18 protein-coding genes and 1 riboswitch are annotated in these 21790 nt (G+C 69.7%); of the genes, 12 read left to right on the top strand and 6 right to left on the bottom strand.

The features are described from left to right. Positions 1-86 precede the first annotated feature (86 nt). The 4 genes from ACFPZ3_RS40850 to ACFPZ3_RS40835 are packed head-to-tail and all read left to right on the top strand — an operon-like array spanning position 87 to position 3407. Positions 87-1130, top strand: coding sequence for an ABC transporter substrate-binding protein (locus ACFPZ3_RS40850; RefSeq protein ID WP_379519727.1), 1044 nt, complete (start codon positions 87-89; stop codon positions 1128-1130). Beyond that, on the top strand, positions 1127-1879 hold the full coding sequence (locus tag ACFPZ3_RS40845; RefSeq protein ID WP_379519726.1) for an ABC transporter ATP-binding protein: 753 nt from the start codon (positions 1127-1129) through the stop codon (positions 1877-1879). Before ACFPZ3_RS40850 ends, ACFPZ3_RS40845 begins: the two co-directional genes overlap by 4 nt. After that, complete coding sequence (locus ACFPZ3_RS40840) at positions 1876-2625, top strand: ABC transporter permease (protein ID WP_379519725.1); 750 nt, start codon at positions 1876-1878, stop codon at positions 2623-2625. Before ACFPZ3_RS40845 ends, ACFPZ3_RS40840 begins: the two co-directional genes overlap by 4 nt. After that, positions 2622-3407 carry an ABC transporter permease gene (locus ACFPZ3_RS40835; RefSeq protein WP_379519724.1) on the top strand — a complete coding sequence of 262 codons (786 nt, stop codon included), beginning with the start codon at positions 2622-2624 and terminating at the stop codon, positions 3405-3407. Before ACFPZ3_RS40840 ends, ACFPZ3_RS40835 begins: the two co-directional genes overlap by 4 nt. A 253-nt stretch (positions 3408-3660) precedes the next feature. Here the strand turns inward: ACFPZ3_RS40835 and dacB are convergent, their stop codons facing one another. Together dacB and ACFPZ3_RS40825 are read right to left on the bottom strand one after the other, a co-directional pair. Further along, positions 3661-5202: a D-alanyl-D-alanine carboxypeptidase/D-alanyl-D-alanine endopeptidase gene (dacB, locus tag ACFPZ3_RS40830; protein WP_379519723.1), complete on the bottom strand. Its 1542-nt coding sequence runs from the start codon at positions 5200-5202 to the stop codon at positions 3661-3663. A 156-nt stretch (positions 5203-5358) separates the two neighbouring features. Continuing rightward, complete coding sequence (locus ACFPZ3_RS40825; RefSeq protein WP_379519722.1) at positions 5359-5907, bottom strand: FHA domain-containing protein; 549 nt, start codon at positions 5905-5907, stop codon at positions 5359-5361. 88 nt (positions 5908-5995) lie between these two features. Between ACFPZ3_RS40825 and ACFPZ3_RS40820 the strand changes: the two genes are divergently transcribed. From ACFPZ3_RS40820 to ACFPZ3_RS40810, 3 genes are read left to right on the top strand one after another with little or no spacing between them, the layout of a single operon-like run. Then, a complete protein-coding gene (locus ACFPZ3_RS40820; RefSeq protein ID WP_379519721.1) occupies positions 5996-6502 on the top strand; it encodes a PadR family transcriptional regulator in 507 nt (168 codons plus the stop codon). Then, positions 6499-7179 carry an ABC transporter ATP-binding protein gene (locus ACFPZ3_RS40815; protein WP_379519720.1) on the top strand — a complete coding sequence of 227 codons (681 nt, stop codon included), beginning with the start codon at positions 6499-6501 and terminating at the stop codon, positions 7177-7179. The genes ACFPZ3_RS40820 and ACFPZ3_RS40815 overlap by 4 nt, the downstream gene beginning before the upstream one ends. Continuing rightward, complete coding sequence (locus ACFPZ3_RS40810) at positions 7176-9704, top strand: FtsX-like permease family protein (RefSeq protein ID WP_379519719.1); 2529 nt, start codon at positions 7176-7178, stop codon at positions 9702-9704. Before ACFPZ3_RS40815 ends, ACFPZ3_RS40810 begins: the two co-directional genes overlap by 4 nt. Here the strand turns inward: ACFPZ3_RS40810 and ACFPZ3_RS40805 are convergent. Continuing rightward, entirely contained in the window at positions 9664-11025 is a 1362-nt protein-coding gene (locus tag ACFPZ3_RS40805) for an MFS transporter (RefSeq protein WP_379519718.1), read from the bottom strand. The genes ACFPZ3_RS40810 and ACFPZ3_RS40805 overlap by 41 nt on opposite strands. 60 nt (positions 11026-11085) lie before the next feature. After that, positions 11086-11940 (bottom strand): hypothetical protein, encoded by an 855-nt coding sequence (locus ACFPZ3_RS40800; protein ID WP_379519717.1) that lies wholly within the window; start codon positions 11938-11940, stop codon positions 11086-11088. Between the two features lie 242 nt (positions 11941-12182). Here ACFPZ3_RS40800 and serA point away from each other — a divergent pair, with 242 nt between their 5' ends. Next, positions 12183-13772, top strand: a complete 1590-nt coding sequence (serA, locus tag ACFPZ3_RS40795) for a phosphoglycerate dehydrogenase (RefSeq protein ID WP_379519716.1) — start codon at positions 12183-12185, stop codon at positions 13770-13772. 500 nt (positions 13773-14272) lie between these two features. On the opposite strand, the gene ACFPZ3_RS40790 is transcribed toward serA, so the two are convergent. Continuing rightward, entirely contained in the window at positions 14273-14866 is a 594-nt protein-coding gene (locus tag ACFPZ3_RS40790) for a C40 family peptidase (RefSeq protein WP_379519715.1), read from the bottom strand. Between the two features lie 3 nt (positions 14867-14869). Then, positions 14870-15011, bottom strand: a riboswitch (cyclic di-AMP (ydaO/yuaA leader). 99 nt (positions 15012-15110) lie between these two features. Here ACFPZ3_RS40790 and ACFPZ3_RS40785 point away from each other — a divergent pair. The 4 genes from ACFPZ3_RS40785 to cimA all read left to right on the top strand — a co-directional run bounded on the left by ACFPZ3_RS40785 (position 15111) and on the right by cimA (position 20045). Continuing rightward, the gene (locus ACFPZ3_RS40785; RefSeq protein WP_379519714.1) at positions 15111-16157 is read left to right on the top strand and encodes a 3-isopropylmalate dehydrogenase; all 1047 of its coding nucleotides are present in this window, start codon (positions 15111-15113) and stop codon (positions 16155-16157) included. Between the two features lie 222 nt (positions 16158-16379). After that, positions 16380-17477 carry a branched-chain amino acid aminotransferase gene (locus ACFPZ3_RS40780; RefSeq protein ID WP_379519713.1) on the top strand — a complete coding sequence of 366 codons (1098 nt, stop codon included), beginning with the start codon at positions 16380-16382 and terminating at the stop codon, positions 17475-17477. A 140-nt stretch (positions 17478-17617) separates the two neighbouring features. Further along, positions 17618-18262, top strand: coding sequence for a DsbA family protein (locus ACFPZ3_RS40775; RefSeq protein WP_379519712.1), 645 nt, complete (start codon positions 17618-17620; stop codon positions 18260-18262). 205 nt (positions 18263-18467) lie between these two features. After that, a complete protein-coding gene (gene cimA / locus ACFPZ3_RS40770) occupies positions 18468-20045 on the top strand; it encodes a citramalate synthase (protein WP_379519711.1) in 1578 nt (525 codons plus the stop codon). Between the two features lie 24 nt (positions 20046-20069). On the opposite strand, the gene ACFPZ3_RS40765 is transcribed toward cimA, so the two are convergent. Next, complete coding sequence (locus tag ACFPZ3_RS40765) at positions 20070-21701, bottom strand: heparinase II/III family protein (protein WP_379519710.1); 1632 nt, start codon at positions 21699-21701, stop codon at positions 20070-20072. Positions 21702-21790 lie beyond the last annotated feature (89 nt).

Raw genomic sequence — 21790 nt, 5'->3', positions numbered from 1 at the left:
CTTTGTCCGAAACCACCGTCACACGATGGTAATAATCGATAGATACCGTCCTGACCTGCATGTTCACGGCCGTTCCAAGGAGAATCATGGCTACCCTCGATCGTCGCGCGTTCCTGCGGACAACAGGTCTGGCCGGTCTGGCGCTCGGCCTGGCCGCCTGCGGCGACGACGGCGGCGCGACCGCCACGAGCAGCGGATTCGGGTCGGTCAAGCTGCAGCTCTCCTGGAAGAAGAACGTCGAGTTCGCCGGTGAATACTTCGCCGACACCAACGGCTACTTCAAGGCGGCCGGGTTCACGCAGGTCGAGCTGCTGTCCGGCGGCGGCTCCGGCACCTCGGTCGAGTCGGGCCTGGCCACCGGCCGCTGCTGGGCAGGCCTGTCGGCGCCCACCATCACCGCCCCCGCCGTGCTCCAGGGCGCCCCGCTGAAGATCGTCGGCGCCACGTTCCAGAAGAACCCGTTCGCGATCATCTCGCTGAACAAGAACCCGATCAAGGACGCCAAGGACCTGGCCGGCAAGAAGATCGGCGTGCAGGACTCCAACGAGCTGGTCTGGAACGCGCTGCTCAAGGCCAACGGGCTCGACGACTCCAGCGTGACCAGGGTGCCGTTCCAGTCCGACCCGTCGATGCTCACCTCCGGGCAGCTCGACGGGTACGTGGGCTTCGTCACCAGCGGCCCGGTCAACCTGCGCATGAAGGGCCACGATCCGGCGTACCTGCTGCTCGCCGACGCCGGCCTGCCGCTGGTCGCCGAGACGTTCACGGTCACGCAGGAGACCATCGACAACGAGCGCGACAAGCTCAAGGCGTTCCTGACCGCCGAGATCAAGGGCTGGAAGGACGCCGTCGCCGACCCGGCCAAGGCCGCCGAGCTGGCCGCGACCGTCTACGGCAAGGACCAGAACCTCGACGTCAAGGAGCAGACGGAGGAGGCCAAGATGCAGAACGAGCTCGTGGTCACCCCCGACGCCAAGGCCAACGGCCTGTTCACGATGACGCCCGGGATGATCGAGCAGAACATCGCCTCGCTGGCCAAGGCCGGCCTGGCCATCAAGGCCGAGCAGCTCTTCGACATGACGATCCTGGACGAGATCTACAAGGCCGACCCGAGCCTGAAGCTGTCATGAGCGGGATCAGCGTCGCCGGGCTGAGCAAGACGTTCGGCAAGGGCCTGACCGCTGTCGAGGGAGTGGACCTCCAGACGCCGAAGGGCTCGTTCCTGTCGCTGCTCGGGCCCTCCGGCTGTGGCAAGTCCACGGTGCTGCGCATCCTGGCCGGCCTGGAGGAGCCCACGACGGGCGAGATCCGGGTCAACGGCGAGACGCCGAAGGAGCTGCGCGGGAGCCACCACCTCGGCATCGCCTTCCAGGACTCGGCGCTGCTGGCCTGGCGCAGCGTCGCGGCCAACATCAGGCTGCCGCTGGAGGTGGCCGGGATCAGGCCGGAGCCCGGCGTGATCGAGGACCTGATCAAGCTCGTCGGGCTGGACGGCTTCGAGAAGGCCCGGCCCGCCGAGTTGTCCGGCGGTATGCGCCAGCGCGTGTCGATCGCCCGCGCGCTCGTGGTCAAGCCCAGCGTGCTGCTGCTGGACGAGCCGTTCGGCGCCCTGGACGACATGACCCGCCAGCGGCTCAACCTGGAGCTGCTGCGCATCTGGACCGAGAAGCCCGCCACCACGCTCATGGTCACCCACGGCATAGCCGAGGCGATCTTCCTGTCGGACGTGGTGGCCGTCATGAGCCCGCGTCCCGGCCGGGTCGTCGAGATGGTGGAGATCGACCTGCCGCGCCCGCGCACGCCGGACATGATGCGCACGCCCGAGTTCCACGCCATCCATGACCACCTCAGCGACCTGCTGTTCGGGCACGGCTCATGAGACGTGTGCAGGGCCTGATCGGCGTCCTCGCCCTCGTCGCGCTGTGGTGGCTGCTGGCCGCGACGGTGTTCGCCGACGGCGGTGCCGTGCCCACCCCGCCGGCGGTGCTGGAGTCCATGGGCCGCGACGGCCTGGCCTTCTACGGCCCGAACACCTCCGCCACCCTCTCCGCCGCCGTCCAGGGCTTCCTGTGGGGCAACGGACTGGCCATCGGCGTGGCCCTGCTGGTGCTGCTCGTGCCCAGGCTGGAGGCCGTCGCCACGCAGCTCGCCGTGATCAGCTACTGCGTCCCGCTGCTGGCCATCGGGCCGATCGTGCTGGTGGTGTTCGGCGGTGACGCGACCGTGGTGTTCCTCGCGGCCATCTCCGTCTTCTTCACCACCCTCATCGGCGCCCTGCTCGGGCTGCGCTCCGCCGACCGGGTCAGCCTCGACCTCGTCACCGTGTACGGCGGCGGCCGCCTGGCCAGGCTCCGCTACGTACAGGTCATCTCCGCCCTGCCCAGCACGTTCGCCGGCCTGAAGATCTCGGCCCCGTCCGCGCTGCTCGGCGCCATCATCGGTGAATACCTCGGCAGCAACGACCAGGGGCTCGGCGTGTCCCTGATGATCTCCCAGCAGCAGTTCCAGGTGCCGCGCACCTGGGGGCTGGCCCTCGTGGCCGGCCTGATCGCCGGGCTCGGGTACGCGGTCGTCGCGCTCGTCGCCCGCGTGGTCACCCCCTGGTCGAGAGGGGAGGCGCAGTGACCGGCTCAGGGATCGGCCGCACCGTGCTGAGGATCGTGGGCCCGCTGGCGCCCTCCATCGTCATCGTCGTGGCCGCGTGGTGGCTGGCGCTGGAGGCGTTCGGGATCAGCCCGCTGGTGGGCAAGCGCCCGCCGCAGGTCTGGGAGTACCTGACCTCCTCCGAGGCGCACCGCGAGGCCGTGTTCGGCGCGCTGGGCATCACGATCAGGGACGCCGCCATCGGCTTCGCCTCCGGGATGATCGCCGCGACCGCCGTCGCCGTCATGTTCGTGCTGTTCAGGACCGTCGAGCAGACGTTCATGCCGGTCGCCATGCTGCTGCGTTCGGTGCCGCTCGTGGTGATGACCCCGCTGATCACGCTGATCTTCGGCAGGGACCTCGTGGGCGTGGCCGTCATCGGCGGCATCGTGGTGTTCTTCCCCGCGCTGGTCAACATCGCCTTCGGCCTGCGATCCGCCTCGCCGCAGGCCACTGACCTGATCATGGCGTACGGCGGCAACCGCCTGACCGTCCTGCGCAAGGTCGCGGTGCCGACGGCGATGCCCTCGGTCTTCGCCTCGGCCCGGATCTCCGTGCCCGCCTCGATCATCGGCGCGCTCATCGCCGAGTGGCTGGCCACCGGGCAGGGCATCGGCGCCGAGATCCTGCGGGCGATCGGCGGCTTCAGGTACGACGAGGTGTGGGCGGACATCGTGGTGGTCACGGCGGTGTCGATCCTCGCGTACGCGGTCGTCGGCGTCGTCGAGTCGCTCGTCCTGGCCCGCTTCTCCGATCGCCCTTGAGCTACTGGGGGTGCGGACCCGGCCGCGGTCCTTTGTGCGGGGGAGAGGCGCGGCCGGGTCCGCCAGGAAGGGAGCGCGTAGGCGTGCGGTGGGAAACCGGCTCGGGGTGTGGCCGGTGAAGCCCGACGCTCCCTTGGTTCAGGGGGACACTTCGCCGAATTCTGGTATCCCCGAGTCGGTCATGTACGGAAATTGCGCATTATAGCTGGAGCTCCAGGTAAACCTCGGTGGGTGCCCGAGCGTCAAAGGCGCCTCAACACTGGGCAGGCTTCAGCCACGAGCACTCCAGGTCGCCCGCACCCGATTCAGTGGCGCGAAGCTGGGAGACATCCCCGGCCGCCGCGGTCCTGGAGAACTGGGCCAGCCGGACGGCGATCTTGTCCTCGATGTCCTTCGGCGAGCCCGACAGGTACTGGTTGAGCATGATCGAGAAGATCAACGGCTCGCCGTCCGCGCTCGTGACGTAGCCGGACAACGAGGTGACGCCGGTCAGCGAGCCGGTCTTGGCGTGCACGTTGTTCGCCGCGGGCGTGTTGCCCATCCGGCTGCGCAGGGTGCCGCCGGTGAAGCGGTCGGAATTGCCCGCGATGGGCAGGGAGTCGTACCAGGTGCCGAACCACGGCTTCCCGCGTACGGCGGACAGGAGCTGCACGATCGAGCCCGGCGAGAACCCGTCACGCCGCGACAGCCCGGAGCCGTCCCGCATGTTGATCACCTGCACCCCGTTCGCCTTGGCGAAGTCGGTGCTGACCTTGAGTCCGGCCGACCACGTGCCCTGGTTCGACACCTTGCGGCCCATGGCCTTGGTGAGGATCTCGGCGTGGATGTTGTTGCTCAGCTTCAGGAAGGGCACCAGCAACTCGCCCAGCGTCATCGACTCGTGCCTGGCCAGCTCCTTGGCCGAGGAGGGACCCGCGCCCTGGACGGTCGCTCCGAGCACCTTGACGCCGTGCTTGGCCAGCGCCTTGCGGAACAACGAGGAGACGTACGCCGTCGGATCGTCCACGGCCACCCACTCCTGGTACGGATCCGCCACCGTGCCCGTGATGACCACCGTGCGCGTGCTGTGCTGCCGCTCGATGAGCACGTCCGTCTCGTCGCCCACCGTGGCCCTGTTGACGATCTTCAGGTAGTCGGTCTCGGGCGTGGTGGACACCTTGACCTTGTCCCCGTCGGCCGCCACGGCCACGATCACCGAGCCGGCGTCGTAGTCCCGGTCGGGCGAGGCGGTCAGCGCCGAGATCGGCGCCGCGTAGTACGCGCTCTCGTCGTCCCAGGCCCAGTCGTTGCCGAGCCGCTGCGCGTCGAACCAGGTGTCGTCGGCCACCAGCTTGCCGGTCACGACCTTGACGCCCGCCGCGGCGACCTTGGCGGCCAGCGCGTCGTAGTCCTCGGCCAGCATGGTCGGGTCGCCGGTGCCGCGCAGCACCAGGTCGCCGGCCAGCACCGAGCCCGCCTTGCGGCCGGTGTTCAGCACGGTGGTGGGGAAGCGGTAGCCGAGGCCGAGGGTGTCGGCCGCCGCGGCCGAGGTGAACAGCTTGGTGTTGGAGGCCGGGATGAGGAGCTTGCCGGCGTCGGTGGCGTACAACTGCTCGCCGGTCTGCGCGCTCTTGACCACGACGCCCGCCCTGGCGATCGTGAGCCGTGAGTCGCTGAGGATCTGGTTGAGGTCCTGGGTCAGGTCCGCCGCGCCCACCGAGGGGTCCAGCGCGACGGCCGGGGTGGAGGGTCCTGACGCCCACGCGAGGGCCGCGACGAGCGCGCCCGCGACGAGGGAGGCTGAGGTGCGCCGCATGGGGTCTCCAAGTGACTGGGGGATCGCATGTGAGCATGGATCAGGCGCAGTCACCCTGTAATCCGCAAATATCCGTATTTGTGGGGCATCACCGGGCCGTCGCCCCAGCGCACGGCCGCCGTCTCCGCCGCGAGGCCGCCGTCTCCGGCGCCGGCCTCAGGACGGCTGGTGCGAGCTCACCATGAATCCGCAGTCGCCGAAGGAGATCTCATCGCCCGACTTCACCCGCGCGGGCCCCACCAGCCGCCACCCGTTGAGCCGGGTGCCGTTGAGCGAGCCGAGGTCCACCAGCATCCACCCGCCGTCGCCCTCACGGCGCAACTCGGCGTGCACCCGGGAGACGGTCAGGTCGGACAGGACGAGGTCGCAGGCCGACCCGCGGCCCACCACGTAACGCAGCCGTTCGTCGTCGGGCAGCGCGAGGCGGGGCAGCCGGGGCTTGCGCCACGCCGACTGCAGCCTGGTGGTGAACTCCGACACCGAGGCGACGGCGTCCGTCAGCCGCTGCCTGAGCGAGGGCCGCTGCGGGAAGTCGGCCACCAGATCGTCGAGCTCGTGCCGATTCTGCGCGCGCAGCGCCTGATCCACCCGGCCCACGAAGGTGTCGTGTGAGATCCGGCCCTCTACGGCCCGATCCCTGAGCTCGTCGATCGCACGGTCGCGTTCCCCATCGGACGCGCGAAAGGGCGGATGCGTGGAGCTCATAGAGCGAGTATCGGCCTGAACCTCGCTCCGTGTCCAGAATACGCGGATCAGTTGCGATGAGCATACTCAGTATGCATACTCAGTATCCATGTCGATCAGGCACGGGCTGCTCGCGCTGCTGAGTGGCGAACCGCGGTACGGCTATCAGTTGCGGGTGGAGTTCGAGGCGTCCACGGGGGCGACCTGGCCCCTGAACATCGGCCAGGTCTACACGACGCTCGCTCGCCTGGAACGCGACGGCCTGGTCGAGCCCGGCGGCGCCGACGATCAGGGCCGCGCCGTCTACACGATCACCGGGGCCGGCCGGCGGGAGCTGGAGCGATGGTTCGGCACCCCCGTCGCCCAGACCGACCGGCCCCGGGACGAGCTCGCCATCAAGATCGCGATGGCCGTGGCGAGCGGCGTCGACGTCACCGAGGTCATCCAGGCCCAGCGTGTGGTCACCATGCGCGGGCTGCAAGAGCTCACCAGGGCCAAGCGGGAGGCGGCCGGCGGGTTCGCGCAACGGCTGGTCCTGGATTCGTTGATCTTCAAGGCCGAGGCGGAGCAGCGCTGGCTGGACCACTGCGAGGCCGTTTCCAAGGAGAAGTCATGACTGTGGTGGAGTTGAAGGACGTCACCCGCGAGCACGGTCAGGTGCGCGCCCTGAGAGGGGTGAGCCTGGAGGTCGCGGCGGGTGAGCTGGTGGCGGTCATGGGGCCCTCGGGCTCGGGCAAGTCCACACTGCTCAACCTGGCGGGCGGCCTCGACCGGCCCACCTCGGGCAGCGTGACGATCGAGGGCAGGGACCTGGCGGGGGTGAAGGACCTGGCCGCCCTCAGACGCGGCAGCGTCGGGTACGTCTTCCAGGACCTGAACCTGATCCCGTCCCTGACGGCCGCCGAGAACGTGATGTTGCCCAGGGAGCTCGACGGCGTCCGGGCCGGCCGGGCCCGTACGGAGGCGCTGGCCGTACTGGCGGAAGTGGGGGCGGAGGACACCGCCGGCCGTTTCCCCGAGGCGTTGTCCGGCGGGCAGCGCCAGCGCGTGGCCATCGCCAGAGCCCTGGCCGGCGAGCGCCGCCTGCTGCTGGCCGACGAGCCGACCGGCGCGCTCGACACCGCCACGGGCGATGAGATCCTGCACCTGCTGCGCACGCGCGCCGACGCCGGGGCGGCCGTCCTGCTCGTCACCCACGAGCCCCGCTACGCCGCCTGGGCCGACCGCGTGATCTACCTGCGCGACGGCCAGATCGCCGAGGCGGGCGCCGTGCGGCTGGAGAGTGCCAGGTGAGCGCGTTCTTCGCCGCGCTGCGCCTGTCCCGCAGGGACGCCGCGCGCTTCAAGGGCCGCAGCGCCCTCATCATGGTCATGATCGGCCTGCCCGTCCTCGTCATCACGGGGGTCCTGACACTGATCGACACCACGGACTTGTCCGTGCGCGAGGAGTTGCCCTCTCGCCTGGGCTCGGTGGCGGACGCCGCCGTCCTGTCACATCTGCGCAGGAACCCCGTCGACCAGGACCCCGCCGGCAGGTACGGCCAGCAGGCCCAGACGGGCGATCGGCCGCCCGGGTGGACGACCGCCGAGGTCACGGCGCTGACCGGCGGCCGGCTGCTCCCGTTCCACGCCTACCCGAGCGAGGCCCGGCTGCACGACGGCTACGACGCGGTGGACGTGCTGGAGATCGACCTGCGCGACCGGCTCAGCACCGGCATGAGGCCGCTGGTCGAGGGCAGGTTCCCGGCCGCGCCGCAGGAGATCGCGATCACGCCCGCGCTGCTCGACGAGGGCGTCCGCGTCGGCGGCACGCTCCAGGTGACCAGACGCGGGGAGCCGAAGCGCGTGGTGGGCGTCGTCGAGCAACCGAACCGGCCGGGCACCTTGGAGATCGTGGCCTTGTACGACGCGGTGCAGCCGGACAAGGGCACGTGGCGGGGCGCCGGCTGGCTCGCAGACACGCCGGCCCCGGTCACCTGGGAGGACGTGCGACGGCTGAACCAGGCGGGACTACGTGTGGCCTCCCGGGCCGTCACCGAGAGCCCGCGCGCGCAGGAGTTCCGCTACCGTCCCAGCCAGACGGATCAGTGGCTCTGGATGCCCATCGCCGTGCTGCTCGTCGTCACGGAGACGGTGCTGCTGGCCGGGCCCGCGTTCGCCGTCGGGTTGCGTCGCCGCAGGAGAGAGCTGGCCACCATCGCCGCACAGGGCGGCTCCCCTGGCCACCTGCGGACGATCGTGCTGGCCGACGGTCTCCTCCTCGGCGGTGCGGCGGCCCTGATCGGCGCCGCGCTGGGCGTCGGCGCCGGCCTGGCCGCCGAGGCGGTCGCGGCGCGGTCGCTGGACTGGACGAGCGGCCCGCCGGACGTGCCGTGGTCGCAGGTGCTCGGCGTCGCCGCGCTCGGCCTGGTCAGTGCCCTGGTGGCGGCCGTGGTGCCGGCCGTCCAGGCCGCCGGGCAGAGTCCCGCCCAGGTGCTCGCGGGCCGTCCGGGCGAGGTGCGCGACCGCGCGGGACGGCCCCTGCTCGGGTCGGTGCTGGTGCTGTTGGGGCTGGGCGCGATGCTCGGCGTCGAGGGCATCAACGAGCTGGGCGTGGTGGTGTCGGCCACGGTGGTCCTGTTCGGGCTGATCGCGCTGACGCCCTGGCTCGTGCGCCTCACCGGGAGACTCGCCGGGCGCCTGCCGCTCCCGGCGCGCCTGTCGGTCCGCGACGGCGCCCGCCACCGGAGCCGTACGGCGTCGGCGGTGGCGGCCGTCATGGCGGCCACGATGGGCGCGGTCACCGTCGGCCTGGCCTACAACACCATGTACATCGCACGCCAGGACGAGTACCGGATCGCGGCCCCCGAGGGCACCATGACCGTCAGCGCCCCCGGCGTCGGCGACCAGGACTGGTCAGAGCTGCGCGCCGCCTTCCGGGAGAGGGTGCCAGGGATGAGCTGGGTCACCGGGCTGGAGGTGGCCGGCGGCGAGGGGATGACCCTGGTGGGGCTCGTGGGGCGGCAGAGCGGTGACTGCTCCACCCAGTGCGCCCCCACGTATCTCCAAGACGTGGCGATCGGCGACGCCCGCCTGCTCGCCCTCTTCCAGGGGCGGCAGGATCCGCGAGCCGCGGTCGCCCTGGCGGCCGGTAAGGCCGTGGTGTTCGATCCCCGGCTGGTCAGTGACGGCACGGTTCAGGTGTCCGTCACAGGCGGCGGGGCGGACGGAGACGATCTGATCCGGGTGCCGGCCGTGGTGGCCGCCGGGGCCCAGGCCGACCAGGGCGGCGCCGTGCTGCCCGCCTCGGCCCTGACGGAAGCCGGGTTCAAGATGGCCGAACGGCGGATCTACGCTCTGCTTCCCCCGTCCGACTGGGATCGCGTCGAGCGCGGCCTGCAGGCGGTGACCGTCGGCGCGACGGTCAGCATCGCCCAGGACAACGACGAGGAACTCGCCTACATCCTCTCGACCTTGCTGGTCGCGGCGTTGATCCTCGCACTGGGCGGCACGTTCGCCGCCACCGGGCTGGCCGTGGCGGACATGCGCCGGGATCTCGACACCCTGTCGGCTGTCGGCGGCCGTCCACGGACCCGCAGGATGGTGGCGGCGTCGCAGGCGGGCTACATCGCCGGGCTCGGCGCCGTCCTGGGCCTGGCGGGCGGCGCGGTCACCGGGGTCGCGCTCTCCCTGCCGTTGACGGGCATGTGGGCAGGCGCCGGGATCTCGGTGCCGTGGGCGTTCCTGGCCGGGCTCGTGCTGGGCCTGCCCCTGCTGGCGGCGCTGCTCGCGGGCCTGTTCACGCGGACGCGTCCGGAGCGGGCGCGCCGGGCGGCGTGAGCCGGTACTTCAGTGTGATCAGCGCCGACGCGAAGATGATCAGCGCGGGGATCGCGGTCTGCCCGATGAGGACCGCGGTCACCGCGCTGTCCGGCTGCTCGACCGGCCGGCTGGGCTCGGACTCGATGAAGCCGCTGATCGACAGTGTCACCCCGAAGATCAGCGCGCCGAACGAGCTGACCCCGCTCTCGATGGCCGTCCACAGCCCGGTCAGCACGCCGGCCCGGCGCTTGCCCGTCCTCTCCGCGTCCTCCGCGATCACGTCCGCGAGCATCGAGAACTGCATGAGCTGGAGCCCGGCGTACCCGACGCCGACCAGCAGGATCATGATGTGCGCCCACACCGGGCCGAACAGCGGCGTGGCGATGGCCGCCGTCGTGCCGCCCCCGAACAACACCACCGCCAGCACCATCGCGCCGCGCTTGTCGAGCCGCTTGGCCACCCGCACCCACAGCGGCATGGTCAGCAGGATCGGGCCGACCAGCGCGGCGAAGAGCGTCTGCGTGGCGCCGGGCGAGCCGAGCGTGTACGTCGCGAAGTACGGCGCCGCGGCCAGCATCATGCTGACGGCCAGCATCTGCGTGCAGGCCAGCACCGTCAGCCACACGAACGGCCGGTTCCCCTTGACCGCGGCGAACTGCTCGCGCCACCCGCCGCGATCCGCCTCGGGCGCCCCGGTCATGGGGGCGCGGGCGGTGCCGAAGAAGGAGCCGAGCATGGCGACGAGCAGGATGACCGCGATCGTGAGCGCCATCACCCGGTAGCTGCTCAGCGTGCCGTTCGCGCCGTCGCTGGTGGCGATGGCCGGCGCGAGCACGCCGCTGATCGCGGTGGCCGCGCCGATGAACACCATCCGCCACTGCAGCAGCGACGTGCGCTCGTGGTAGTCGTTCGTCATCTCGCCGGGCATCGCCTTGTACGGCACCTCGAACAACGCGTACGCCGTCGCCGTCGCCAGGAAGCACACGCCCACGTAGGCCGCGGCCGCGTACCCCGTCAGCTGCGGCCCCGCGAAGATCAGGAAGAACACGATCGGCAACGTGCACGCCCCGGCCAGCAACCACGGCCGGCGCGGCCCCCAGCGCGAGACCGTCCGGTCCGACCAGCGCCCGACCAGCGGGTTGATGACCAGGTCCCACACCTTGGGCGCGGTGACCACCACACCGGCCAGCCACGCGGGCACGGCCAGGAAGTTCGTCATGTAGAACAGCAGCAGCAGGCCGGGAACCGCGTTGACCGTCGCCGTGCAGAACGAGCCCATCCCGTAGCCGAGGCGCACACCCCTCGGGACGGTGTTCGCGGTCACCGCCGGTGTGATCATGCCCTCATCTAAACCGAGCGAGAGCTTGTTCGGTAGGGCCCACTTTCGCGGGCCCCGCCGTCAGTCGCTCACGTTCGCGCACACCACGTGCGCGCCGATCTCGATCATGCGGCGTTCGCTGCGCGCGTCGGCCACCCTGGCCATGAGGATCGGCGCCCCGGAGGCGGCGAACTGCGGCAGCCGGGCGCGTACCAGACGGTGCAGGTCGCGTACGACGTCCTCGGCGGCCGACATGTGCACCTTCACATGCAGCATGATCCCCGTGGCCCCCGACGCCGTACGGGCCTCGGAGATCCAGACGTGGTGCACCAGCGGGAAATCCATGAGCAGGTACGCGATCGCCTGGCGCAGCGCCGGCAGGATCGGGTGCGCGCACCGCCGGTACCCCGGGTCCACCTGCTGCATCGGCCCCGACAGATGGGGCCGCGGCGCGGGGACCCACGGGAACGCGGGCGCCTCGGGGACGGGGGGTGCCACCTGGGCCAGCGCGGCACCGCGCGACACGGTGGCCATCGCACCCGTGGCGTAGGCGGCCGGCACGGCCCCCGACAACACGGGTGTGTGCCCGGCGCGCGTCGTGGTGATGAAGCGCAGCAGATCGTCGATGGGCACGGCCGCGGCGGCTGGTCCGGCCGCGTCGATCACGATCTCGCGCACTCCGGTGACGCGCTGGATGTCCAGGATGGTGTCGGCGTCGCACGCCGAGAGGGAATGGCTGCCGCGGTGCCTGGCATAGGTAGCGGGGCCGGTGTATCCGAGCAGCACCCGGTCACCGGCCTGGGTCGTCCCCAGGACGACGGAACGATCTGGTCGCACTGCCACCAGGACTCCACCGTCGGCAAGTGCGCCCAGCAGGCGATGCGGCGTGCCATGCTGGGCGAGCACGTCGGCAAGCGCAGGATTCCCGATGCTCATATGACGAACCATAGGTAGTCGGCCACGGCTTATCAGGCTAATGGTGAATAAATCGTCCGATCAAGACAAAGATGCATCCAGTGTGGATGAGTTTTTCGCCCGGTGGGTACGGAGGTCCCCGTCTCACATCGTGGGTCCCTCGTGAATACGTTCACAAGCTGCGGATACACTCTGTGGGACCGCCGGGGGGATCCGTGGACGTGTCCCCCCAACAGCCCGCCGTGCCTTAAGGATCCACACTCGTGAACAAGCCCGTCGTTCTGGTCGCAGAGGAGCTGTCCGAGGCTGGCCTCGCCGTACTCGGCGCTGATTTCGAGGTCCGCCACACCGACGGCGCCGACCGTTCCCAACTGCTGCCCGCCCTCGCCGACGTGGACGCCGTGATCGTCCGCTCGGCCACGCAGATCGACGCCGAGGCCATCGCCGCGGCGCCCAAGCTGCGCGTGGTCGCCCGCGCCGGCGTCGGTCTCGACAACGTCGACGTCGAGGCCGCCACCAAGGCCGGCGTCATGGTCGTCAACGCGCCGACCTCCAACATCACCAGCGCCGCCGAGCAGACGATCGCCCTCATCCTGGCCAGCGCCCGTAACACGGCCCAGGCCCACTCCGCGTTGAAGAACGGGGAGTGGAAGCGGTCCAAGTACACCGGTGTCGAGCTGGACGAGAAGGTCGTCGGCATCCTCGGACTGGGCAAGATCGGCCAGCTCGTGGCCCAGCGGCTGGCGCCGTTCGGCGTCGAGCTGATCGCCTACGACCCCTACCTGCCGCCGGCCCGTGCGGCGCAGATGGGCGTCAAGCTGCTCAGCCTCGAAGAGGTGCTCAAGCAGGCCGACTTCATCACCGTGCACCTGCCGAAGTCCAAGGAGACGCTCGGCCTCATCGGTGATCGCGAGCTGCACCAGGTCAAGCCGAACGTCCGGATCGTCAACGTCGCCCGCGGCGGCATCGTGGACGAGGGCGCGCTCTACTCGGCCATCAAGGAGGGCAGGGTCGCGGGAGCCGGTCTGGACGTCTTCTCCAAGGAGCCCTGCACCGACAGCCCGCTGTTCGAGCTCGACCAGGTCGTCGCCACGCCGCACCTCGGCGCCTCCACCCACGAGGCCCAGGAGAAGGCCGGCACCCAGGTCGCGCGGAGCGTGAAACTGGCTCTGGCGGGCGAGTTCGTCCCCGACGCGGTCAACGTTCAGGGCGGCGTCGTCGCCGAGGACGTCAAGCCGGGCCTGCCGCTGGCTGAGAAGCTCGGCCGGGTCTTCACGGCGCTGTCCGGCGAGGTGGCCACCAAGCTCGACATCGAGGTGCGCGGCGAGATCGCCGCCCAGGACGTGCGGGTGATCGAGCTGGCCGCGCTCAAGGGCGTGTTCGCCGACGTGGTCGAGGAGCAGGTCACCTACGTCAACGCCCCGCTGCTGGCCAAGGACCGCGGCATCACGGTCGAGCTGGTGACCAGCTCCGAGAGCCCCGACTGGCGCAACGTGGTGACCGTGCGCGGCGTGCTGGCCGACGGCCGTACGGTCTCGGTCTCCGGCACGCTGTCCGGGCCCCGCCAGATCACCAAGATCGTCGAGGTCAACGGCTACGAGATGGAGATCGAGCCGACGGCCCACCTGTGCTTCTTCACCTACGCCGACCGCCCCGGCATCGTCGGCGTGGTGGGCAGGCTGCTGGGCGAGCACGGCATCAACATCGCCTCGATGCAGGTGGCCCGCGACGCCAAGGGCGGCAAGGCGCTCATCGCGCTGACCGTCGACTCGGCGATCCCCGCCGACGTGGTCGAGCAGATCGGCGGCGAGATCGGCGCCGAGAGCGGCCGTTCTGTGGACCTGGAGGACTGACCTGCCGCGTGCGAAGGGCCGTCACCCGTTCCGGGTGGCGGCCCTTTTGCGTCTCAGGATGCGAGATAGTAGGACATCCAAGCAGCTCTCTCAGGTACTGTAACCGGTAATGCGCCAGGTTCTCGTACTTATTACCTGCCGCGGCGGGGCCTGTTAGGGCAGGTCGACGACCCGCCGCGGAGAGCGGCGACGTGTCGGCCAGTAAGCCCCCTTTCGTCCGGTCCGTGACCCGGACCACGAGATCAGGCCCGGTCGGATTCGCGACCGGGATCCGGCTTCCCTCCTTGGAACGTGCCCGCGAAATGAGATGAGTCACATGTACGAGATGAACCGTGCCGAAGACCACCAGGACGAGGCCGCCGAGGCCGTTCAGATAGCGCTGGACCGCCGCGACAACGGCGGCGCCCCGCAGAACTCCGGCCGGTAGGGACTCCGGCCGGTAGGGACTCCGGACGCCGGACGAGCGGCCCCGCCGTGAGACGGGGCCGCTCCCGGTGCTCTCAGAGGGTGGCCGTGAGCGTCGTCGGCGCGGGCTCCCGGACCTCCTTGAGGTGCTTGGACCACTGGCGTACGCCCTTCGGGTCCGGCCGGACGGCGCCGACGAACGACTGCCGCCGCCAGCTCGATAGCTTCTCCTCCTTCACGACGTCGCCCGTGTGCGGCGCGTTCACCATGTAACCGGGCTTGGAGATCATCCCCACGTGGCCCAGGCCGCTGAAGAACACCAGGTCGCCGGGCTTGAGGTGGTTCCAGGCGATCTTTCTGGAGAACGCCCCGTACTGCTCGCTGGCGGTTCGCGGCAGTTCGATCCCCGCGGCCCCGTACGACCTGAGCATGAGCCCCGAGCAGTCGTAGCCGCTCTTGCTGGCCCCGCCCCATACGTACGGCGTGCCCTGCTTGTCCATGGCGTAGTGGAGTGCGACCTTCCAGGCGGGCTTGGGGGTCTGCTTGTCCTGGAGGCGCTTGATCTCGGCGCCGGTGAGAGTGGTGGTGTCGTCGTCGGTGGCGGCCTGCGCGGCCTGACCGGTCAGGATGAGCCCGGCGGCACCGGCCGCCAGGGCTATGGCAATGCGAGACAGAACGATGCGCGACAAAGCATTGTCCTTCCATACGGCCGGCCGGGTTAGCTGACGGGCTCGGGCCTGGAAGACGGCCCTACGGCGATGCCGATTCGCCCCAGAGGGAAAAGTGGGTCCCCGGCTCCACACAGCGGCTGTGTGGATTAGGCCCGATGGACTCTAACGAATCGGTCAAAAGGTCGCAAACACCACAAAATCGGACGTCCGAGAGGTGAGATGGTGTGTTCGTCAGTCGAGACGAGCCGGTAAGGTACCGCCCATGGAGTCGCGTAACATCCGCCTGGCCGTCATCCCTGGGGATGGAATCGGCACCGAGGTCGTCGCCGAAGGACTCAAGGTCCTGGAGGCAGTAGGCACGAAGATCGAGCCCACACACTACGATCTGGGCGCCGCACGCTATCACCGCACCGGCGAGACCCTGCCGGACTCGGTGCTGGAGGAGCTGCGCGGCTATGACGCGATCCTGCTCGGCGCCGTGGGCGACCCCAGCGTGCCGCCCGGCATCCTTGAGCGCGACCTGCTGCTGCGGCTGCGGTTCGCGTTCGACCACTACGTGAACCTGCGGCCCGTCAAGCTGTTCCCCGGGGTCGAGACCCCGCTGGCCGACACCTCGCCCGAGGACATCGACATGATCGTCGTCCGCGAGGGCACCGAGGGCCTCTACGCCGGCACCGGCGGCGCCATGCGGCGCGGCACGCCGCACGAGATCGCCACCCAGGAGTCGCTCAACACCGCCTACGGCGTCGAGCGCGTGGTGCGCTACGCGTTCGAGAAGGCCAAGGCGCGCCCGCGCAAGAAGCTGACCCTCGTCCACAAGACGAACGTCCTCACCTTCGCCGGCGACCTGTGGCAGCGCACGGTCGACCAGGTGGCCGCCGACTACCCCGAGGTCACCACCGACTACTGCCACATCGACGCGGCCTCGATGTACTTCGTCAGCCAGCCCGAGCGCTTCGACGTGGTCGTCACCGACAACCTGTTCGGCGACATCATCACCGACCTCGGCGCCGCCATCGCCGGCGGCATCGGCCTGGCCGCCAGCGGCAACATCAACCCGGAGCGGTCGGCGCCCAGCATGTTCGAGCCGGTGCACGGCAGCGCCCCCGACATCGCCGGTCAGGGCAAGGCCGACCCCACCGCGACCATCCTGTCCGTCGCCATGCTCCTCGACCACCTCGGCCTGCACGCCGAGTCGGCCAGGGTCGAGCAGGCGGTCGCCGACGACATCGTGGAGCGCCTGGCCGGTTTCTCCGCCCGCACGACCGGCCAGGTCGGCGACGACATCACCACGCGAGTAGCCGGCTAGGACCGCCTAGCCCGGAAGCGTCTGGCGGTCCGAGGAGGACTGTCAGGCGCTTTTTCGCGTCCAGGCGGACTTATCCCCCCATTGACCGCTTGCCATCCCATATGGCGAGACAATAGGAAGTACGGACTGCCCTCGCTGGGCGCTGCCACAGGTTCGCGAATCCGCGAGCACTGGACAGGTTCCGGTAGATTTCGGTAGATCGCAGAGAGAAGGACCGCCGTCATGACCATCGCTCAGAAGCTCAGCTTCGACGTGCAGCTATCCGACCACGCTCGCACCGCGGCCGAGCGGGAGCAGGTACTGGCGAACCCCGGTTTCGGGCAGACCTTCACGGATCACATGATCTCGATCGACTACACCGAGGGCCAGGGCTGGCACGACGCCAGGCTCACGCCGTACGGGCCGCTCTCGCTCGACCCCGCCACCTCGGTCTTCCACTACGCGCAGGAGCTGTTCGAGGGCCTGAAGGCCTATCGCCAGGCCAGCGGCTCGATCGTGACGTTCCGCCCGTACGCGAACGCCGCCCGCTTCAACCGCTCGGCCCTGCGCATGGCCATGCCCGAACTGCCCGAGGAGACGTTCGTCGACTCGCTCGAGATCCTCGTCGAGACCGACAAGGACTGGGTGCCCACCACCGAGGGGCACAGCCTCTACCTGCGGCCCTTCATGATCGCCACTCAGGCGGGGCTGGGCGTCAACTACCCGTCGAAGTCGTACAGATACATGGTCATCGCCTCGCCGGCGGCCTCCTACTTCACCGGCGGCATCAAGCCCGTCTCCGTCTGGTTGTCCACCGAGTACACCCGCGCCGCCCCCGGCGGCACCGGCTTCGCCAAGTGCGGCGGCAACTACGCCGCGGCGTTCGTCGCGCAGCGGCAGGCCGTGGAGCACGGCTGCGACCAGGTGGTGTGGCTGGACGCCCACGAGCACCGCTACGTCGAGGAGATGGGCGGGATGAACCTGTTCTTCGTCTTCGGCGACAAGCTCGTCACCCCGGCGCTCACCGGCACCCTGCTGCCCGGCATCACCAGGGAGTCCATCCTCGAACTGGCCGGTGACCTGGGCCTGGAGACCGAGGAGCGGCTCATCACGGTGGACGAGTGGCAGGCCGGCTGCGAGTCGGGGGAGCTCACGGAGGTGTTCGCGTGCGGCACGGCCGCCGTGGTGACGCCGGTCGGCACGGTCAAGGGCGCCGACCGCTCCTGGAGCGTCGCCGACGGCACGCCGGGCCCCGTGACGATGCGGGTGCGCGAGGAGCTCGTGGGCATCCAGTACGGCGCCCGCCCCGACGCCCACAACTGGATCCACAAGATCGTCTGATGCCGGCCCCGTACGTCTCGTTCGCCTGAGCGCCTAAGCGCCGGCTCGCCCATCGGGGCCGAGCCGGCGCGGGCCCTTGATGCGGCCCGGTTTTGCGCGTCGGGTAAGGTCTGCGCGATCAATGACGCGAGAGTGGGCTGATGATGAAGCGGTTGATGGCGGTCGTGGCGGCATGCGTGGCGATCGCCGTGCTCGGGGTGCTGGCGTACGCGGAGCCTGGCGCGTCGTCCGACGGGGTGACGCTGACCCGGCAGGCGGACGGCTCGATGATCCTGGCCGACCTGGGGAGCGAGGCTCCCGTGCTCGACGTGTTCGAGGACTTCGACTGTCCCGTGTGCAAGGACATGCACACCAAGACCGACGCCACGATCCAGCGGCTGGCCAGGGAGGGGAAGGTCAAGGTCGTCTTCCACACCGTGACGATCTTCCAGGACGAGCCCATGCACTCCAACTCCATCCGCGCCGCCGCGGCCGCCCGCTGCGTCCCCGAGGCGAACTGGCTGGCCTTCAGGGACGCGGTGTACGCCATGCAGCCCGCCCCGCACGGCGTGGCCTCAGGCTTCACCGTCGAGGAGCTGGTCCAGGCCGCCAGGAAGGCGGGGGCGTCGGTGGACTCGTGTGTCACCTCGCAGTCGTACGCGAAGACGCACCTGGCCGAGACCGCGAAGATCCACCTTGAGGGCACGCCGACCGTGGTGCTGGACGGGCAGATGCTGGGCAACGAGGTGTTCGACCCCGCGGCGCTGGAGCAGGCCATCGCGGGCGGCGGCGGCGTACAGGTGTGACAGGCCGTGCGTCCCAAGAGGTGAGACCGGTGTGCCGACTGGTGAAATCATGTGGCAGACTGGGCGGCACCATGTTCTACGGTCTGCTCATTATCGGCAGGCGCGCTGGCTGACACTAGGGACACCGCCAGCGCGCAGACCTCTCACGTCCGTGAGGGGTCTTTTTGTTTTCCTGACACCGACCTTCCTCAGAGACGAGAGACTCATGGCCGACGACCGCTTCCACGTATACGACACGACGCTTCGTGACGGCGCGCAACAGGAGGGGCTCAACCTCACCGTCGCCGACAAGATCGCCGTAGCGCGCCACCTGGACGGCCTGGGCGTCGGCTTCATCGAGGGGGGATGGCCGGGCGCCAACCCCAAGGACACAGAGTTCTTCAGGCTGGCTCGAACAGAGCTCGACCTGAAGCACGCGCAACTCGCCGCGTTCGGCGCGACCCGCCGGGCAGGTGTGAAGGCAGCCGACGACCCATTGGTGGCCGCATTGCGCGAATCCGGCGCGCCGGTCGTGACCCTTGTCGCCAAGAGCCACGACCGGCACGTGGAGCTGGCCCTCCGCACGACTCTCCAGGAGAACCTCGCGATGATCCGCGACACGGTCTCCCACCTTCGTGCGGGGGGACAGCGAGTCTTCCTCGACGCCGAGCACTTCTTCGACGGTTACAAGTCCAACCCAGCCTACGCGCTGGAGGTCCTGCGGACCGCCGCCGAGGCCGGGGCCGACGTCATCGCCCTGTGCGACACGAACGGCGGCATGCTCCCCGACGAACTGGCCGAGATCGTCCTCGACGCGGCGGGCACCGGCGCCCGCGTCGGCATCCACTGCCACGACGACACGGGCTGCGCCGTGGCCAACACCCTGGCCGCGGTCAAGGCGGGGGCCACGCACGTGCAGGGCTGCGCCAACGGCTACGGCGAGCGCTCCGGCAACGCCAACCTCTTCACGGTCGTGGCGAACCTGCAGCTCAAGCGCGGCTTCGACCTGGTGCCCCAGGACGCGCTCGCCGACATGACCCGCATCGCGCACGCGATCACCGAGGTCACCAACGTCACCCCCAACTCCCACGCGCCCTACGTCGGCACCTCCGCCTTCGCCCACAAGGCCGGCCTGCACGCCAGCGCCATCAAGGTGGACCCCAACCTCTACCAGCACATCGAGCCCGCCCAGGTGGGCAACGACATGCGCATGCTCGTCTCCGACATGGCGGGCCGCGCGTCGGTGGAGCTCAAGGGCCGCGAGCTGGGCTACGAGCTGACCCCCGAGCACACCAAGTCGCTCGTGGAGCGGGTCAAGGACCTGGAGTCGAAGGGCTACACGTTCGAGGCCGCCGACGCCTCCTTCGAACTCCTGCTGCGCGACACCGTGGAAGGGACGCGCAAGCGCCACTTCGAGGTCGAGTCCTGGCGCGTCATCGTCGAGCGCACCAAGGGCGGCGAACTGGTCAGCGAGGCCACGGTCAAGCTGCACGCCAAGGGCGAGCGCATCGTGGCCACCGGCGAGGGCAACGGCCCCGTGAACGCCCTGGACAAGGCCGTGCGGCTGGCGCTCGAGCAGCTCTACCCCGAGCTGGCCAACCTGGAGCTGGTGGACTTCAAGGTCCGCATACTGGAGGGCACCCACGGCTCGGACGCCATCACCCGGGTGCTCATCACCTCCAGCGACGACACGGCGGAGTGGGCCACGGTGGGGGTGGCCGAGAACATCATCGACGCCTCGTGGCAGGCCCTTGAGCAGGCGGTCACGTACGGCCTCCTGCGCGCGGGCCACGACTTCTCGTAGGAAGCCCGTCCTGGACGGGGGGTCTCAGAGCAGTCCGGCCGAGAACGACACCCCGTCCACCGAGACCTTCCCCCCGGAACACGACACCTTGGGGGAGTCGGTCCCCGGCACGATCACCGTCAGCAGCGACTTCGCCGCCGGGGACACCACCACGTTCGTCGCCGTCTTCGACAGGTACGTCGGCGACACCCACCCGAGCTTGCCGCCCCGCGACACCTTCTGCCCGCCGACCTTGTCGCACGACGACAGCTGCAGCAGCGTGACCTTGAACTTCCCGTCGGCCAGCACCACCTTGCCCCCGCTCTTGGAGACGACCTTGAGCGAGGGGGCGAAGCGCCAGATGTTGCTGACCTTCTTCCCGCCCGACGCCGTGTCCAGCACCGCCATCAGGTCCTGGCCGTGGTTCACCAGCACCGACCGGGTGCGGCTCACCCCGTAGGCCTTGTCGGTCAGCCTGAACGCCTGGCGGTCCTTGCCGTAGGAGGTCTTGATGAGCTTGCTGGCCGTGCGCGGCCGGAATTTGGCGCCCACCACGGTCGGCACGTTGTGCGCCTCGGGCGAGAGCGTCCAGTAGCGGTAGGAGCTCTTCTCGTAGGAGTGGAAGCCGCCGTCCATCAGGATGTCGTGCCCCTGTGCGTAGTACGTCACGCCCAGGTGGTCCTCGTGGCCGTGGAACTTCGTTCCGGGGCCGTACCTGATCGAGTAGTACGCCGACTCCGGCTTGTCCCAGGCGGTCCGCCCGAACACGTAGCCCGCCCGGTACGCCTTGACCTCCTGCTTCGGCGTGCCCGTCTCGATCTTGGGCTCGGTCTCCGCGCTGCCGTCGCCGATGGGCACCATGTAGCCGTTCGGCATGGTGGAGTGGGCGACGAAGTCCTTCAGGGCCGCGGCGCGCCTGGCGATCTCGCCGGGCACCTTGCGGCCGCACTCCTTCATGTTGGTCATGGCGACCTGGAGGCGGTCGTACACGTAGACCGCGTAGCGGGGCGCCTGCTCCATCAGCGCGCCCTGCGCGTCCACGTCGAGCTTCACCGTGCCCGTGAGGCGGCCGGTGGCCAGGCTGACCCAGTCCTTGCGGCCGTACCTGCAGCCGATGCCCATGAGCGCGATGTCCTGGTCGATGCCGTGGTTGTGGCCCTTCTTGTACAGGCGCGCGTTCGACAGGAGCTTGGCGTGCGTGGCCAGGCTGTCCTTGAGCCAGCTCGCGTTGACGTGCTTGCTCAGGCAGAGCAGCGGCTGGGTGCGCAGGGAGACCGGGTGGTCCTTCCAGACGTAGGAGGGGGTGCCGCGGGCGCCGTACTTGTTGCTCGCCACCCAGTCCTTGGCGATCTCGGTGGCGCGGTCCAGGTAGCGCTGCTCGCCGGTGTTCTCGTACTCGACGACGAGCGACCCCATCCAGCGCAGCGACTGGAAGACGAACTCCCACGACCGGTTTTTGTACGGGCTCGCGGCCCAGTTGACGTCCTTGCCCAGCTTGTACGCCGGCAGCCCCACCAGCGAGATCTCGCCGTTCATGACGTCCGTGACCGTCGGCGTGCCGGGCAGCCAGTCACCCTGGCACTCCGCGGAACGGGTCACCTTGTCGGCGGCCTGCGCCGGGCTTCCCAAAGCTCCGAGTGCGAGCATGAGGGCAAGAGGGATCGCGAGCCGGCGCACGCCAGTTCCTTCCGGACAAAAAGATGAGGGCGGGACATGCTTTCGGAATCGCGATCAACTGGTCAAGTCGAATGTTCGATTCGTGATAC

Source organism: Nonomuraea insulae, from assembly GCF_042656245.1.
The sequence above is the reverse complement of the archived record's forward strand: the minus strand, read 5'-3'. Positions and strand labels throughout refer to the sequence as shown.

What these genes read in the sequence shown, in the direction of transcription:
- ACFPZ3_RS40850 (WP_379519727.1), top strand. Translation starts at nt 87, where the DNA reads ATGGCTACCCTCGATCGTCGCGCGTTCCTGCGGACAACAGGTCTGGCC.
- ACFPZ3_RS40845 (WP_379519726.1), top strand. Translation starts at nt 1,127, where the DNA reads ATGAGCGGGATCAGCGTCGCCGGGCTGAGCAAGACGTTCGGCAAGGGC.
- ACFPZ3_RS40840 (WP_379519725.1), top strand. Translation starts at nt 1,876, where the DNA reads ATGAGACGTGTGCAGGGCCTGATCGGCGTCCTCGCCCTCGTCGCGCTG.
- dacB (WP_379519723.1), bottom strand. Translation starts at nt 5,202, where the DNA reads ATGCGGCGCACCTCAGCCTCCCTCGTCGCGGGCGCGCTCGTCGCGGCC.
- ACFPZ3_RS40825 (WP_379519722.1), bottom strand. Translation starts at nt 5,907, where the DNA reads ATGAGCTCCACGCATCCGCCCTTTCGCGCGTCCGATGGGGAACGCGAC.
- ACFPZ3_RS40820 (WP_379519721.1), top strand. Translation starts at nt 5,996, where the DNA reads ATGTCGATCAGGCACGGGCTGCTCGCGCTGCTGAGTGGCGAACCGCGG.
- ACFPZ3_RS40815 (WP_379519720.1), top strand. Translation starts at nt 6,499, where the DNA reads ATGACTGTGGTGGAGTTGAAGGACGTCACCCGCGAGCACGGTCAGGTG.
- ACFPZ3_RS40805 (WP_379519718.1), bottom strand. Translation starts at nt 11,025, where the DNA reads ATGATCACACCGGCGGTGACCGCGAACACCGTCCCGAGGGGTGTGCGC.
- ACFPZ3_RS40800 (WP_379519717.1), bottom strand. Translation starts at nt 11,940, where the DNA reads ATGAGCATCGGGAATCCTGCGCTTGCCGACGTGCTCGCCCAGCATGGC.
- ACFPZ3_RS40785 (WP_379519714.1), top strand. Translation starts at nt 15,111, where the DNA reads ATGGAGTCGCGTAACATCCGCCTGGCCGTCATCCCTGGGGATGGAATC.
- ACFPZ3_RS40780 (WP_379519713.1), top strand. Translation starts at nt 16,380, where the DNA reads ATGACCATCGCTCAGAAGCTCAGCTTCGACGTGCAGCTATCCGACCAC.
- ACFPZ3_RS40775 (WP_379519712.1), top strand. Translation starts at nt 17,618, where the DNA reads ATGATGAAGCGGTTGATGGCGGTCGTGGCGGCATGCGTGGCGATCGCC.
- cimA (WP_379519711.1), top strand. Translation starts at nt 18,468, where the DNA reads ATGGCCGACGACCGCTTCCACGTATACGACACGACGCTTCGTGACGGC.